Origin of the sequence: Lachnoanaerobaculum saburreum DSM 3986 (assembly GCF_000185385.1) — a bacterium.
In the GTDB taxonomy this organism is placed as follows: domain Bacteria; phylum Bacillota; class Clostridia; order Lachnospirales; family Lachnospiraceae; genus Lachnoanaerobaculum; species Lachnoanaerobaculum saburreum.
In genome coordinates this window covers 871,244-887,541 of the sequence record NZ_GL622296.1, presented here as the reverse complement: position 1 = coordinate 887,541, position 16,298 = coordinate 871,244, and the positions used below count along the sequence as shown (strand labels likewise).

The following is a 16,298-nucleotide window of genomic DNA, read 5'->3' as shown; positions in this document are numbered from 1 at the left end:
TTTAAAAATAGCGATGGGGAGATTCGAACTCTCGACACTACGGGTATGAACCGTATGCTCTAGCCAACTGAGCTACATCGCCATATATGCTCATGCTTTGCATGAAAAATGGGACCTACAGGGCTCGAACCTGTGACCCTCTGCTTGTAAGGCAGATGCTCTCCCAGCTGAGCTAAGATCCCGTTGCGTTCAACGCTATGTAAGTATATAAAATAATATCTTCATTGTCAAGCATTATTTAAAACTTTTCAAGAAAATTTGTAAGCCGTATAAGAGTCTGTGCAGGTCATTTCTATAAAGGACAATTTTTAAAGAATAATGAAATCTCAATTTTTTACTACCTTGCTCCACCGTCTAAAGCCGATGTACCAAGGTAGCATTAATCCAAATACTGTAAAAGACCGGATTGTATAAATACCGGTCTTTCTTAAACTCTATAATTTCCAGTTTGCCGCACGCTCCCTTGCCTTTATAAATGCAGAATAAATTCCTTCCTGATTTATCAAATCCTCATGCTTTCCTTCTTGAACCAGTCTACCGTCATCAATTACCAAAATCTGATCCGCTTTTCTTACGGTGGAAAGTCTATGTGCTATTGAAATCACGGTATGTCCTTTGGATAATTCCTCAATAGCCGCCAGGATCTCATATTCATTTTCTGGATCAACGGAGCTGGTCGCTTCATCTAAAAGAATAACAGGTGCATTTTTAAGTAATGCTCTGGCGATGGAAATTCTTTGCTTTTCTCCGCCGGAGAGTGAACTGCCTCCTTCACCTACCATTGTATTGTACCCTTTGGGAAGTTCCATAATAAAATCATGGCAGTGGGCTCTTTTAGCAGCTTCCACTACTTCCTCATGACTTGCCTGCGGTTTTGCAAATCGGATATTATTTTCTATAGTATCTTGGAAAAGATATACCTGCTGGAAAACAAGCGAAAGATTTTTAAGTAAAGTTTCAACTTTATAATCCCGTATATCATTATTTCCCAGTTTTATTTTACCGCTTTCAACATCATAAAAGCGAGATATCAAATTGATAATTGTAGTTTTTCCGGAGCCTGAGGGCCCTACAATAGCTGTCTTTGAGCCTTGTGCAATAGTAAATGAAAGATCCTTTAATACAGGATTTCTTTTATCATAACTAAAGCTTACTTTATCAAAGACAATATCCTGATTTTCCATAACTTTTAAAGTACCGTCGCTTATTTTGGGAATATCTAAAACCTCATCCAAATACTGCATATTTGCAGGATTTTTAACCATCAAAATTGACGCGTTTTCAAGTTGTTTTAATCCTCCAAAAATCATAAAACCGGCTGCTGAAACAGTGAGCGCCTGTGGTAATAAAACCTCACCCTTAGTATAAAGATAACAGGAATACAATGTAACAAGCAGGCTTGAAAGATTTATAACAGTAGAAAAAATCCTTGCGTAAACAACAAAAACAATCTCAAAATGCACTTGAGCAAGTCTAAGCTCCTCCGAAGAATTTTTTAATTTAGAATGAATTTCTTCCACAACTCCCTCATCTGCAAGCGGGAAGCTTCTAAGTACTGAAACTCCACTGATACTGTCAACAAGGGCATCTCCCAATTTGGTAATAGCGGCATGCTCACGCGCAATCTCTTTTTTTGCTTGTATTACCATCAGAAATACAAAAATCCAAATAATAATTAAGCAAACCAAGGTTAAAATTCCGATTTTAGTATTTACACCAAACATTCCGATTAATAGGAAAAAGGATATTGAAACACCTGAAACAAAAAAGTCTATACTCATTGCAGAGTAGTTTTCAAGGCTCTTCATAACATTGGTAAATGCCGCCATAATCCTCGACAGACTTTGTTCCGCAAAATATCCCATGGGAGCCTTTTTTAATTTTTCACCTACTGCAAGCCTATAATCCTTGAAAATACCGAAGAAAACTCCGTCACTAAGCCCGCTTTTGGCCCAACCCGCAAGGAAATTAAAAATAAAAGAAGCAAAAAGCACTCCAAAGATTGCAAAAATATGCCCACTACCAGTTTCATTCATCCAACCGAATGCAAGAAAGAGTGCAAAAAAGCTGAATAACATTGAGGCATTTTGCAGAAAAATAAGTACTATTCCAGCTTTTAGACGGTCTTTATATTTTCCTGCCAGTTTAAATGATAATTTTATAAACTCCATATCTACTCCTCTCCCAAATATTGTTTCCAAAGACTTGCATATAGCGGTTCTTTCATCAGCTCATCATGTTTGCCCTTAGCTTTAATTTTACCCTTATCAATTAGGATAATTTGATTTGCCTGTTTAATTGTATTTAATCTATGAGCAACTATCACAAGGTTTTTACCCTTTACGAGATTTGATATTGCTTCTTGAATAAGCGCTTCATTTTCCGGATCTGCGTAGGCAGTTGCCTCATCCAAAATAATTGTTGATGCCGGTTTTAGAATCGCTCTGGCAAGAGTTATCCTCTGCCTTTCACCTCCCGACATTGCACCTCCTGCTTCCCCCGCTTTAGTATTATACCCATCCGGCAGCTTACTTATAAACTCATGGCAATGTGCAGCTTTTGCCGCCGCAATAATTTCATCTTCGGTAGCATCCGGTTTTCCGATACGAATATTATCCCTGATACTCACATCAAATAAGAAATTATCTTGTGAAACGAAAGAAATCTCCTCAGCAAGCTGTTTAAAAGAAATATTCTTTGTATCCACGCCGCCTATAGAAATTCTACCTGATGACTGATCCCAAAATCCCGCTAAAAGTTTTGCTATTGTGGATTTGCCGCCACCTGAAGGTCCGACAATTGCAGTCACCTCTCCCGGTTTTGTTTTAAAAGAAATATTATGTAATACCTCTGTTCCGTCATGATAAGAAAAACTTATATTATCAAATTCTATTCCCTTACTATTGTCTATAGCAGCTTTGTTTTTTGCATCAGGTCGTTTTTGTACAGGCATATCCAGCAATTCCTGTATGGATACCCATGTATTTGAAGCCATTTGGAACAGTTCAAAACTCATTATGATTCCAAAAGCCTGTGGAAGAATGGCAATCGGCAAAATAAGCGCCAAAAGCAAAGTTTCAATACTTATCTGATTCCTGCCGTAAAGATAAAAAGCTAAGGGCATACTCACCATCTGAGGAGTCATCATTGCCGCAGTCATCAATGCTTTTCCAAACCAGCTTTGCTTCCACCACTTCATAGTTGAGAAATGATAAAATTTTACCGCATCTGCAAATTTACCATAGGATGCCTTATCCTGTGCAAAAGCTTTAATTACCGGAATTCCATGCACATATTCAGCACTTCTGTCGGCAACATTTGCATAGCTTGATAACCACACAGCCATCCTGCTGCGATATTTGTACATCATTGTAATCATTCCGATAAAAGCAAGAGTCACCGGCACAAATATCGATAAACCTATGCGCCAATCCAGAAAAAACAAAATAATCACACAAAGTATCGGATGCAACATTCTGCTTGGCAACTCCGGCATAAGATGTGCTACCCAGTCTTCCATATCCGATACCCTATCCATTATAATGACCTTGATTTTACCTACCGGATTATCCACCAGATATCCCATAGGAATTACCTTTAACTTCTCAAATAAAGTCTGTCTGAGTTTTGTCAGTATATAAAATGATGTTTTATGTGAAATGGTTGTGCTGAATCCTGTGAAAATAAAGTAAAGAAACAATGAACCTATTGCCAAAAAAGCATATTTCATTAATGCATCAAAGCCGACCGCTTTGCCGCCGGCATTTTTTATAAGCCATCCTGCGGCATAAGCACTGAAAAAATAAGTGGAAAAACTAAAGAGCTCTCCAATACAGGCAAAAATAACAGAGAGCCGCATCCTCCCCTTATACTCGAGAGCTATTCCCATAAGTGCCTTGTTTAGACCTCCCATGCTGATTTTAGGTTGTTTTTCACTTTTCTCAACATCGCTTTCAATACGCTGCATTATTTCATCGGGAACATCAAGGCTTAGACTCTCCACCTCTTTTATTAAATCTTCATTTTGCTTAATCTTCTTGCTGTCTAAGACAGAATCATGCACTTCATCATCATATCTTTTTTGTTTCATTAATTTATCCCTTCCGGTTAGTGTATGCTAACTCTTGATTAGAAATCTATTTTATATATATTCACAGTCACCTTTCTTTGCACCATCAAACTCCTCACAAATATACTCAATGCACAAAAGTTTCCAAAACTATTCGTATTTATTGTAACTCTATTTTTAGTTAGCGTCAACTAACTCTTTTATAATAAATTTTATATCTCAAGAATGAATCAACCTTACTTTGACAGCTTTGACTAAAAGGACTGTTAATTTAAATATTGTATGAACAAAAAAAGCCCCTTATTTCAGGGCTTTTAAACTAATTATTTCGCTACATAATCTTTTATGCTTAATGCATACTAAATCTAATATATTAATCATTTAATCCGAACGCACTTGCTCTGTCCATTTGATGAAAATACATTCTTATAGACTTTACTATATCATTTTTAGTTTGTCTTGAAGATATAGGATTTCTTCCATATTTACTCCCTAATTAAACCCATACAGCTTATTTGCAAGCTTATATCCCGCTACAGCAATTCCTCTGCCCACTTTGCCCGGCAGATTCATAGTCTGACCTAGAACACCATATCGTATTCTCCTATAAAGTCTTGGATGACGGTCCTTTAGATAATCCCATAATTCCTTTTTCTTTTGCATATTTTCTTCACTCTTTGAGCGTATTGCAAGTATGGAAGAAATAACCATCATTATCTCAAGATAGCTTATCAGATATTTTCTCAGCTTTTTATTTGCCACATCATAAGGATCAAAAGAATTAAGCATAATCTTGGTCACCCTTATCTGCTGGTCGATTCTTCCAATCATTATCTGCTCGTTTACCGACTGATCCTCTCTGCCGATATAATATCTGTAAAGGTTTACATCCATATAATAAATATCCCTTACAGCCTTTAGCGGCTGATATACAAAGATATTATCAACATAGAATGTATGCTTTGGCAAATCCAGTCCGTTTTCTATCAGCAGCTGCCTTCTGTATATTACAGAATGCATCAGTATATACTGACCTGTATGGAAAGGCTTTATATCCTCCCATTCAAACTTTTTATTTACAGGAAGATTTCTCTTATATGTCATTACTTTTTTCTTCTTTACCCCAACTTTGTCATAAACAAAATTGCAAAGAAGCATATCAATATTTTCCTTATTTCTGATAAACTCTTTTAATTTGTTTAAAACCTCTAAAAATGACTTTTCATCCAGATAGTCATCAGAATCCACCACCTTGAAAAACTCACCTGTAGCGGCTCTTAATCCAAACATTACAGCGTCACCATGACCGCCGTTCTCCTTATGTATAGCCTTACATATAGTAGGATATTTTTTCTCATATTCATCCGCTATCTCTGCCGTATTATCCTTATTAGAACCGTCATTTACTATCAATATCTCAACATCTTCCTTACCCACAAGCAGGGAATCGATACATTTTCTCATATATGCCGCAGAATTAAAGCATGGCACCGCTATACTCAAAATCTTCATCACTATACCTTTCTTTTTACAAAATATATAATTCCCACAGCTGCAAATATCAAACTGACAATTATGATTATTGCTAATATAACATGACTTTCACTGTTTTCTGTCAGCTTACCTAATATAATTACAAATGTATTTGCACTGAAATGTATGGAAATAGGTATTAAAATACTCTTAGTTTTATTATAGGTATAAGATAAGCAAAATCCCAATAGAGTTGCATAAATACCCTGAACTAAATTTCCATGAAAGATTCCGAATACTATAGACGATATCAAAAGCGCGGATATGAAATTATATTGAAACTTTATCCTGTTAAAGACAAGTCCCCTGAATATAAGCTCCTCAGCTATCGGTATTATTACACCTGCACAAAGTATTGTGACAAAAGCAGGACCTGCATTAAAAATCTTACTGACTTCTGTAAAACTGTTATCAAGGCCGGAAACATTTGTAATACTGACAATAATATTAAGCACAACCGCAATTCCCGCTCCTCCTAAAACAGCCATTACAAAATCCAATGCTTTAATATTTTCCCGTCTTTCAATCCTGCCCTTATTATAATCCAAATTAAAAAATAAGATCATAAATATAGATGCCAAAACCGCACTTACAGCTGTAATCGGCAATGCATTTTTCGTAAAGATTTCAGTCATGCTTCTTTGACTTACTCCGGCGGCGACGACAAAAACCGCCATTACCATTGCCAATACAACCTGTATAAATGTATAAATAAGTATCGGATATAAAGATATCCATAATGTATAAAAAAATTTCTTCATTTTACTATTATAACCTATCTAGTCTAATAAACCAATAAAATTTGTATTAAAATTAATTTGACAACAGCTTTTCAACTCACAAAAAAGCCGGAACGGCGGTAACCGTCCCGACTGTTACTTTATTCACTTCTGAGTGCATCTATAGGATTTAAGCTTGCCGCTCTCATAGCCGGCATATAGCCGAATATAAGACCTATAGCTACAGATACACTGAAAGAAATAATTACAGCATTAAAGTTTGCAGGTGAACTCATCCCCATAATATTGCCGATAGTAGGACTGACAATGCAGCCCAATACGATTCCGATTGAACCGCCAATGGTACTTGTAACCAATGCCTCTATAACAAATTGCTGAAGTATAACACCCCTTCTTGCACCAAGTGCCTTTCTTATACCGATTTCTCTGGTTCTCTCAGTTACCGATACCAGCATAATATTCATAACGCCTACACCTGCAACAAGCAGTGATATACCTGCTATTGCTCCTATTATAGTACTCATAAGTGCCATCTGTACATTTATCTCACTAAGCATCTGACTCATAGACTGCACAAAAAAAGTATCTTTCTGAGTATAAATAGTCTTTAAAAACTCATTCAAAAGCTTTACGGCCTTATCGCTTATCTTGGTATTTACTGTAGCAAATATATAATTATCAGGTACTGAAGTACCGTTTAACTGACCCGCTGTAGAGTACGGCATAAATGCAAAATCATCATTTCCTCTTGCAGATAACTGTTTTTTATCCTGTCTCTCTACCACACCCACAACAGTAAAGGCGGAGCCGTTTATCTTTATAATCTGCCCCATAGCTTCCTTTGGCGAGCCGAAGAGCTTTAAGGCTACATAGTAACCTATAACAACCACCTTTTGTCTGGATATCATATCTGAATATGATAAAAATCTACCCTTTTCAAGCTTATAATTTTTTAACTTACCATAATACTCGCTTACACCACTTACTGTGGTAGTTGTAGACTTTGTAGTGCCCACCTTTACGGTACCGCTTACGTTTACCTGCGGTGTCATCTCAGAAAAAACATCTCTATTCTCATTAAAAAAATCATACATCTGGTCAACACTTGCATGTCTTGCAGGCATATTTACCAAACTGACAGTTATAGTATTGGCACCCATTTCCATAAAAGATTTTACCATATTGTTCAGATATCCCATCATTACACTTACCAGTATAACAACTGCGGATACACCGATAATAAGACCAAGCATGGTAAGGAATGATCTCATCTTATTAGCAATAATACTTTTTATTGCAAGTTTAAATGATTGCAGCATAATCTTCACTACTTCCATCAAAATTTATTTTGCCGTCTGCTATTCGAATGACTCTCTTTGCCTCAACAGCGATTGAATTATCATGTGTAATCATAATAACTGTATTTCCATCTTCATGAATCTTCTTAAAAAAGTCAAGTACCTGACGGCTTGTCTTTGAATCAAGGGCTCCTGTAGGCTCATCTGCAAGTATAAGAGAAGGATTGGCGGCAAGTGCCCTTGCAATACTCACCCTTTGCTGCTGACCTCCGGAAAGCTGTTTCGGCATCTGCTTTGCCTTCTCGCTCAGACCCACCTTTTCAAGTGCTTCCATTGCTCTTCTTTCTCTCTCACGTGCAGATACATGTGCATATAGCAGAGGTAACTCCACATTTTCCATTATACTCATTCTGGGCAGAAGATTGTACTGCTGGAAAACAAATCCAATCATCTTATTACGAATATCTGCAAGCTGATTGTCACTCAGTTTGCCTACATTTTTGCCACCCAGAAGATAAGTTCCGGAAGTCGGTACATCAAGAGCTCCAATGATATTCATAAGTGTAGACTTTCCTGAACCCGACTTTCCGACAATGGCCACAAACTCTCCCTTATCAATATCCAATGTAATACCGTCATTTGCATAGACTGTCTCATCACCCATCTTGTATTCTTTTCGAATATCAATCATTTGGATAAGTTTTTCCATTACTGACCTCCGGCTCCGCCTGCATCAGCACCACCTGCATCAGCTCCGCCTGCACCTGCTCCGCCTTCGCCGGCTCCTTCTCCGCCTGCATCCATTCCGCCGCCGTTATCTGCCGGCATTCCGTCCGCACCGGTTTCACCTACACTCATATTTGCAGTCTCATCTATATAGACCTCATCTCCTTCATTCAATCCTGAAGTGATCTGCACATAGTCGGAATTGATAACACCTGTAGTTACAGTAACTTCCTTAAAGCCTGCAGGAACCAGTCCGTCTCCGCTTGAATTTGCATTTGTTGAATCTTTATTTGCTTTTGCATCAGCCGTCTTTGTCTCTGTAGCGGAATTGTCCTTTACATATACTTTATTTCCTCTCATCAACGCATTGGACGGTATAGTGAGTGCATCCTTTGCAGACTCCAATGTAATATATCCGTCTACATTCATTCCGGGGAGTAAGTCATATGTTTCATCAAGTTTTACAGTAACCGGATAAGTAGACACACCGTTTTGACTTGTACTCTCAAGACTCACATTAGTCACTGTACCTGAGTACTCCTTATCAGGAAAAGCATCCGACTTTATCCTTACTTTCTGACCGTTTTGAACCTTTGAGATATCTTTCTCATCCACACTCATTTTAAAGGTATATGAACTCATATCATAGATAACCGCCATAGTAACCGCCTTATTGTCACTGCCTGAACCGACCTTATCTCCTACCTTATAATTTTTACTGATTACCTTTCCTGCTATAGGTGACTTGATAGTATATTCGTCCGAATTTTTTTTAGCTGTATCTACACCCTTTTTGGCTGTATCTACATCACCCTGTGCAGTATCAAGAGCATCCTTGTAAGTCTTTAAAAGTTTATCGGTACTTTCCGATGTCATCTTGAATATAGGAGTTCCCACATCCACATAGTCACCTACATTTACCAGTACACTTTCTATATCCACACCCGCAGCCAAATCGGCACTCATATCTACATTTGTAGAGGCTTCAAAAGTACCGTCACCTGTAGAAGTGATATCTCCGACTGTAGCATTGGCTGTAGTCTTATCTGTCAGTCCGCCCGGATTGTTTACTTCAAATGTGACATTGCGGACAAGCCTGCCTCCGTCCAAAGTTTGATCCATACTTGATACAGATACAACTTTACCTTCTACCTGCTCTCCGGTATCGGAGATAGTCAATGTACCTGACATTCCCGGTGTTATATTGACGGCATCCGAACTTAGGAAGGGAATACGAATATTCATGACATTATCATTATATATAGTGGCCAGCTTTGTGCCTCCGCTTATCTTATCTCCGGTTTGAATACTAAGTTCTTTTATATATCCCTTTCTGGTGGAGCGATATAGATTCCCCGCAAATTCTGCCTTTGCCTTTGCATACTCCTTACTTGCCGAGGCATAACCCGAATTAGCCTTATTTAAAGAATTATTTGAAGAATTTATATCAGATACAATGCTTGACTTATCTATCTGATACAACACCTGATCCTTACTTACCATATCTCCGATATTAAAATCGGCTGAAACAATCTCTCCCGATACAAGTGCCGTGATATTGTAAGTATCCTTTGGAGTAATGGTTCCTGATGATGAAATCTCGGAAGATATATCCTGCTTTGTAGCCACAGCCGTAGGTACAAATGTACTCATATCCACCTTTGAAGCATTCCTTGATTTCATAAAGAAAAATACACCTACTCCGGCCAGCACAAGTGCAGGTATAACTATAAATCTTTTCTTCATCTTTCCCCCACTAATCTGCTATATAATCAACCACAGTATATGTTGCAGTGCCGTCCTCGGCATTGTTGATATCTACAACCAGTGTAACATCATCATTTACTTTGATGCTTCCATATATGGAGAATGCAAACTGCATATCACTGTTTGTAATTTGATATGTCTCCCCGTTTACTGTAACTGATGTAGGTGTGAGTGTAGATGTTGACTCATAATAAATACTCTCTACAGTACCATGTACAGCCTTCTTGCCGTTGGTGGCATCTGTATTCTCATCATATGCCCAAACAGTCTTTGCCGCCGCCGAGTAGTATATTACAAGTCCAACCTCGGATGATACCATAAGGCTCTTAAAGTAATCCGCACCGACACTTCTTCCGTCTACAAATAAATTTGCATCCTTGTAATCAAACGGCAGTGCCTTAGCCAACTGATTTACCGACTTTACAACCTTTGGTCCCTTTAACGAATTGTCGGCAAGCTTTAACGGATTTACTTCTTTATCTTTGTTTATCTCACCGTTAAAAACTGTCACTACATATGCACCCCCATCTTTCATATTGGTCTTAAGCATATTGTAGAAAAGGTTTATACAATCTCTCACCGTAAGATTTGAATTGGCAGTAAGTGATGTAAGGTTTTCATTCAGTTCAAGAAAGCCGTACTTTGACATTCTCTTATTATTGGCATCCCCTGCAAAGTCGCTTGCCTGATATCCAAGTAATGTAAGTACTCCTCTTACAGCATCATTCAGTGTAACGTTATCATTAGGTTTAAAGTTTCCGCCAAGATAACCTGTCATATAACCCTGTTCTACCGCCATCTTTATTGCAGCGGCATTCTCATTGTCTTTCGGAACATCATTAAATACTGATGTATTGCTGCTTTTTGTAAGTACAGAGCGATATTGTGAAGCCTGTACGAGCATCTTTGCAAACTCACCTCTGGTTACAAATCTATCTATATTTCCACTTACAAAGGTGATTCCTGTAAGACCTATTACTTTTTTTCTTAAGTCAAAGTTTGAGCTCTGTGCAAATGCATGACTTGCCCCTACGCTCTCAAAAGCTAATATGGAAGCCATTCCCAAAGCCCCTATTTTTATTATATTACCTCTCATATAACCTCCGTTATGTATAGTAAAGTATTTGATATTATATCGCAAATTCATCTCTAAACAAGCATAATCACAAAATATTTATAATTTATTTCACTCTTTGTTAACAGCTGAATTATATTAACTGTACCAATACATATAATACACCAATTCTCCATAATGTCAAGTGCAGTCATGTGAATAATTGGTGTATATTACTTAAGGTTTGTTTAAAATAAAAGCACGCAGAAACAAATGTATTGAATCTACGTGCCTATATACTAAAATATTATTTTATTTCTCAACCAATAAGCTCTTTCCTGTCATTGCCTCCGGCTTTTTCATTCCCATAAGTTCTATAAGTGTAGGAACTATATCACAAAGTCTGCCGCCTTCTGCAAGCTTATACTTAGGATCTGCATTCACAAGGATAAAAGGTACAGGATTTGTTGTATGTGCTGTATACGGCTCACCGGTCTTTTCATCAACCAATGTCTCACAGTTTCCATGGTCTGCACAGATGAACATAATACCGTTCACTTCCTTGATTGCTTCCACCGCCTTACCGACACACTCATCTACAACCTCTACAGCCTTAACAGCTGCCGACTCTACCGCTGTATGACCGACCATATCAGGATTTGCAAAATTGATAATTATAACATCATACTTACCGCCCTTTATAGCTTTAACAAGATTATCACAAACCTCATAAGCACTCATCTGCGGCTTAAGGTCATAAGTAGGTACATCCTTTGGAGAGTTAACAAGGATTCTGTCCTCTCCCTCATTCGGCTCCTCCTTGCCGCCGTTGAAGAAGAAAGTAACATGTGCGTACTTCTCAGTCTCCGCAAGTCTAAGCTGCTTTAGGTGATTTGCCGCCAAAAACTCACCGAATGTATCCTTTATATCTTCTTTCTCAAAAGCAACTATCTTGTTTGTAATAGTGTCATCATAGTCCGTGAAACAAACAAATGTAGTATGAAGTCTTTTACCTCTATTAAAACCGTTGAAATCATCTACACAGAACACTCTGGTCATCTCTCTGGCTCTGTCAGGTCTGAAGTTAAAGAATATGACAGAATCATTGTTCTGAATCCTCTTTGTGCCTTCTACTGCAAACGGTACTACAAACTCATCATTCTTATCATCATCATATGACTCCTGTATACCTTCTGTAGCACTTACCTTCACATTACCGCCCTTAGTCATAGTGTTATAGGCAGCCTCCACTCTGTCCCAACGATTGTCTCTATCCATTGCATAGAAACGACCCATCACAGATGCGACCTTACCTACACCTATCTTTGCCATCTGCTCTTCAAGCTCCGCTACAAACTCCTTACCTGATGTAGGCGGTGTATCTCTACCGTCAAGGAATGCATGCACATAAACCTCCTTAACGCCGTTTCTCTTTGCCAGTTCCAAAAGTCCATAGATATGAGTGTTGTAGCTGTGAACGCCTCCACTTGAAACAAGCCCCATAAGATGAAGCACGCTGTTATTTTTCTTTACATTCTCTACAGCCGCTAAAAGTCCTTTATTCTTATAGAAATCACCATCTTCTATCGCCTTGGATATTCTTGTCAGCTCCTGATAGATAATTCTTCCGGCACCCATATTCATATGACCTACCTCCGAATTGCCCATCTGTCCGTCAGGCAGACCTACATAAAGTCCGCTTGCCTGACCTTCTACAAAAGGATATTCTTTCTCAAGCCTATCAAGGTTAGGAGTATTTGCCTCAAATACAGCATTGTGATCATGTCCCTTTCTTATTCCCAAACCATCCATTATACATAGTACCACCGGTCTCTTATCCATATATACCTCTTTTTCTATCAAACGGCATCCATTTGAAATAAATGCTATATCAAGCAACCCAGCAATAACTGCGGTTGTTTCTTATTTTTAAACTCGCCTTAAATTTTACATTAATTTAAAAGTATTATCAAGATAAAAAGATAACAAAGATTTTTACCTCCTACGCATAAATACTGGATAGGCTGTACTAACTATCTCTTCATTCTGCCGATTAGATAGAATATAGAGAATGCCAATATATCAATACATACAATAGTGGCTCCTACAGGTGAGCCTACAAGTACCGAAATAAAAAGTCCGATTCCGGTACATACTACTGAAAAGACTGCCGATGATATTGTCACAGATAGAAAACTTTTAAATACACACATAGAGGCAAGTGCAGGGAATACTACGAGTGCAGATATAAGGAGCGAACCTACAAGATTCATTGCCAATACCACAATCACAGCAATAATTACCGCTATCAAAAGATTGTATTTTTTAGTGTTGATACCTGTAGCAACAGCAAAGTTTTCATCAAATGTTACTGCAAATATCTTATTATAAAACAGTATAAAAGTTGCTATTACAATGATTGAAAGTATAATACACAGTATTACCTTTTCCTTAGTCAATGTAAGTATGGAGGTGGAACCGAAAAGTGTTGTGCAAACATCTCCTGCCAGATTGGCTCCACTTGAGAATACATTCATTGCCAGATATCCAAGTGCTAACGCTCCTACCGACATCATAGCTATAGAAGCATCACCTTTTATCTTACCGCCGGTGCCGCCCTTTAAAAGAAAGATTGCAGCGATAACGGTTACAGGCAATACAAGTACCATGTTGTCGGTAAGATTAAATACCGTGGCTACGGATACCGCACCGAATGCCACATGAGAAAGCCCGTCTCCTATAAATGAAAACCTCTTCAAAACCAGGATAACTCCAAGCAGTGAAGAGCAAAGTGCTATAAGTATTCCCACTATTACAGCATATCGTACAAAAGGATAACTCAAATATAAACTAAATTCTTTCATTCTATTCCAACGCTCCTTTTATACTCTTCTGTAGCTCCAAAGAATATCTTTTTTCCGATGTATAGTACATTTGTTGCATACCCCAATGCCTCATCCAAATCATGCGAAATCATGACTATGGTCATGCCGACTTTATTTAACCCATTGATAATATCATACATATTTTGACTCGCCTGAGGGTCAAGACCTGTCACAGGCTCATCAAGTATCATGAGCCTCTGACCTGCCATCAATGCTCTGGCTAAAAGAACTCTTTGCTGTTGACCTCCGGACAGTTCACTAAAGCTTCTTTTCATAAGATTAAGAAGCCCCAGCTCTTCTATCTTTTCCCTTGCGGCCAACTTTTCCTTTTTATTATAAAATGGTCTAATCCCCACCTTTGACTGACAACCCGAGATTACAATTTCAAAAACAGATGCCGGGAAATCTTTCATAAGCTGTTGCTGTTGTGAGAGATATCCTATTTCAGTCGGCAACAGGTTCTCATTATATATAACCTCTCCGGATATAGGCTTTATAAGTTTTAAAAGCGTCTTTATCAGTGTAGACTTTCCCACACCGTTTTCCCCTATAATACATAGATAATCTCCGTCTTTTATCTCAAAGTTCAGATTCTCTACGATAGCTTTTCCGTCATATCCCAGTGATAAATTTTCACATTTTATCATAAAACTCCAGTCTATAATGCTTCTTTAAGTACTTCCAGGTTCTTCTTCATTACATCAATGTAGTTTGCATTATCACTACTCTTTGTGGACTGCATAGAGTCAAGTACTAAAATCTTTGCATTCTTATCTTTTGTGTTATCCACTATTGTCTTTGCAAGGTCACCCTTTGAACCGTCTATTATAAATATCTTTGACAGTTTCAGCTCATCCATCTTATTTGCTAAGAACTTTACTGTTTCAAATGATGCCTCACTGCCTGCATCACAGCCCTTAAATGCGGCATAATACTTTATTCCATACTCATTTACCAGATATCTGAACGGGAATCTGTCTCCCACTAAGATTGTCTTATCCTGAATATTTGAAAGAGTATCCTTATACTCTTTGTCAAGTGCATCAAGTTTTGCAATATAATCATTTGCATTCTTTTCATAGTTGCCCTTATTATCAGGATCTATCTCTTCCAATTTAGCTTCTATAGCCCCAACTATAGTCTTGGCATTTTCTAATGAAAGCCATACATGCTCATCAATAGCACACTCTTCTTCCTCCTCTCCTTCTTCCTTTTGCATACCTTCTACAAGTTCCTCTCCTAATGCAGCTTTCCCGATACTGTCTACCATACTTATGTACTTTAGATTAGGATTTTCCTTTACGATGTCCTCAGCCCATCCGTCAGACTCTCCACCTACAAATACGAACAGGTCGCTGTCTGTGATTTTTGCAATATCTGCTGCAGATGCCTGATAACTATGCAGATCCACACCCTTATCTATAAGGAATGTAATATCTACATTCTTATTATCTCCGACTACCTGCTTTACCCAGTCATATGCCGGAAAAATAGTAGTAACAATACTTAATTTCTTACCTTCCGTACTTCCGTTTGCACTACTGTTTTCTTTTTTTGCACAGCCAAGTACCATCATCATTACCATAAGGATACCAAGTCCTATTCCAATAAACTTCTTCATAGTTTTCCCTCTTTTCTACATTCATTGCAAGTTCCATAAAAAACTGTTCTGGCATGATCTATCTCAAAGCCATGTTCCTCTTTCAGATGTTCTCCAATCAAGGACAATTCAGTACACTCCAAGTGAATTAGCTTACCGCATTTCTCACATTTACAGTGAAAGCAAACCGGATTCAAATCTTCATCTTCAATATACTCAAAACAGGCACTGTCTCCGGTTTCAAGCATATATTTATGTAACAGTCCGTCACTTACCATTCTCTCCAAATGTCTGTAAATAGTAGCCTTCCCGATGTTCTTTCCCTGCTCTTTGAAAAATAGAATAATATCATTCACAGTGACATGCTTATTCACATTTTCTTTCAGGAAATCTTCTATTTCCAACAATTGTCTGGTTTTATACTGAGCTTTCGTCAAATCACACCTCCAACATTACTATCTGAAACAGATAGTATAATCTGAAACTCGTTATCATATTACAACTTTTTTTTTGATTTTTCAAGCAGATTTGATACTGAGTTTTATATTAATAAAAACACATCAATAACTGCAAAGTCATTGATGTGTTTATCTATGCTGCGATACTATATTATGTTTTCCAATCTC

General features: G+C 37.8%; 13 protein-coding genes and 2 tRNA genes. All 15 read right to left on the bottom strand.

Features of this window, described 5'->3' with window-relative positions; all coding sequences use genetic code 11:
- Positions 1–8: 8 nt before the first annotated feature.
- Positions 9–82 (bottom strand) — tRNA-Met (locus HMPREF0381_RS04265).
- Between the two features lie 27 nt (positions 83–109).
- Positions 110–182, bottom strand: a tRNA-Val gene (locus tag HMPREF0381_RS04260).
- A 252-nt stretch (positions 183–434) separates the two neighbouring features.
- Positions 435–2,171, bottom strand: coding sequence for an ABC transporter ATP-binding protein (locus HMPREF0381_RS04255; protein WP_008750655.1), 1,737 nt, complete (start codon positions 2,169–2,171; stop codon positions 435–437).
- Between the two features lie 2 nt (positions 2,172–2,173).
- Positions 2,174–4,090 (bottom strand): ABC transporter ATP-binding protein, encoded by a 1,917-nt coding sequence (locus HMPREF0381_RS04250; protein ID WP_008750654.1) that lies wholly within the window; start codon positions 4,088–4,090, stop codon positions 2,174–2,176.
- A gap of 471 nt (positions 4,091–4,561) precedes the next feature.
- The gene (locus tag HMPREF0381_RS04245; RefSeq protein WP_008750653.1) at positions 4,562–5,581 is read right to left on the bottom strand and encodes a glycosyltransferase family 2 protein; all 1,020 of its coding nucleotides are present in this window, start codon (positions 5,579–5,581) and stop codon (positions 4,562–4,564) included.
- Positions 5,582–5,583: 2 nt separating this feature from the next.
- Entirely contained in the window at positions 5,584–6,363 is a 780-nt protein-coding gene (locus HMPREF0381_RS04240; RefSeq protein ID WP_008750652.1) for a CPBP family intramembrane glutamic endopeptidase, read from the bottom strand.
- A gap of 119 nt (positions 6,364–6,482) precedes the next feature.
- Entirely contained in the window at positions 6,483–7,661 is a 1,179-nt protein-coding gene (locus HMPREF0381_RS04235) for an ABC transporter permease (RefSeq protein ID WP_040461673.1), read from the bottom strand.
- Complete coding sequence (locus HMPREF0381_RS04230; protein ID WP_008750650.1) at positions 7,645–8,349, bottom strand: ABC transporter ATP-binding protein; 705 nt, start codon at positions 8,347–8,349, stop codon at positions 7,645–7,647. The genes HMPREF0381_RS04235 and HMPREF0381_RS04230 overlap by 17 nt, the downstream gene beginning before the upstream one ends.
- The gene (locus HMPREF0381_RS04225) at positions 8,349–10,112 is read right to left on the bottom strand and encodes an efflux RND transporter periplasmic adaptor subunit (RefSeq protein ID WP_008750649.1); all 1,764 of its coding nucleotides are present in this window, start codon (positions 10,110–10,112) and stop codon (positions 8,349–8,351) included. Before HMPREF0381_RS04225 ends, HMPREF0381_RS04230 begins: the two co-directional genes overlap by 1 nt.
- Positions 10,113–10,122: 10 nt before the next feature.
- Entirely contained in the window at positions 10,123–11,229 is a 1,107-nt protein-coding gene (locus tag HMPREF0381_RS04220; protein WP_008750648.1) for an S-layer homology domain-containing protein, read from the bottom strand.
- A 270-nt stretch (positions 11,230–11,499) separates the two neighbouring features.
- The gene (gpmI, locus tag HMPREF0381_RS04215) at positions 11,500–13,029 is read right to left on the bottom strand and encodes a 2,3-bisphosphoglycerate-independent phosphoglycerate mutase (protein WP_040461136.1); all 1,530 of its coding nucleotides are present in this window, start codon (positions 13,027–13,029) and stop codon (positions 11,500–11,502) included.
- Positions 13,030–13,220: 191 nt separating this feature from the next.
- Positions 13,221–14,051 carry a metal ABC transporter permease gene (locus HMPREF0381_RS04210; RefSeq protein ID WP_008750645.1) on the bottom strand — a complete coding sequence of 277 codons (831 nt, stop codon included), beginning with the start codon at positions 14,049–14,051 and terminating at the stop codon, positions 13,221–13,223.
- Positions 14,048–14,719 carry a metal ABC transporter ATP-binding protein gene (locus HMPREF0381_RS04205; protein WP_008750644.1) on the bottom strand — a complete coding sequence of 224 codons (672 nt, stop codon included), beginning with the start codon at positions 14,717–14,719 and terminating at the stop codon, positions 14,048–14,050. Before HMPREF0381_RS04205 ends, HMPREF0381_RS04210 begins: the two co-directional genes overlap by 4 nt.
- Positions 14,720–14,730: 11 nt before the next feature.
- Positions 14,731–15,693 (bottom strand): metal ABC transporter substrate-binding protein, encoded by a 963-nt coding sequence (locus tag HMPREF0381_RS04200; RefSeq protein ID WP_008750643.1) that lies wholly within the window; start codon positions 15,691–15,693, stop codon positions 14,731–14,733.
- Entirely contained in the window at positions 15,690–16,109 is a 420-nt protein-coding gene (locus HMPREF0381_RS04195; RefSeq protein ID WP_008750642.1) for a Fur family transcriptional regulator, read from the bottom strand. Before HMPREF0381_RS04195 ends, HMPREF0381_RS04200 begins: the two co-directional genes overlap by 4 nt.
- Positions 16,110–16,298: the final 189 nt, after the last annotated feature.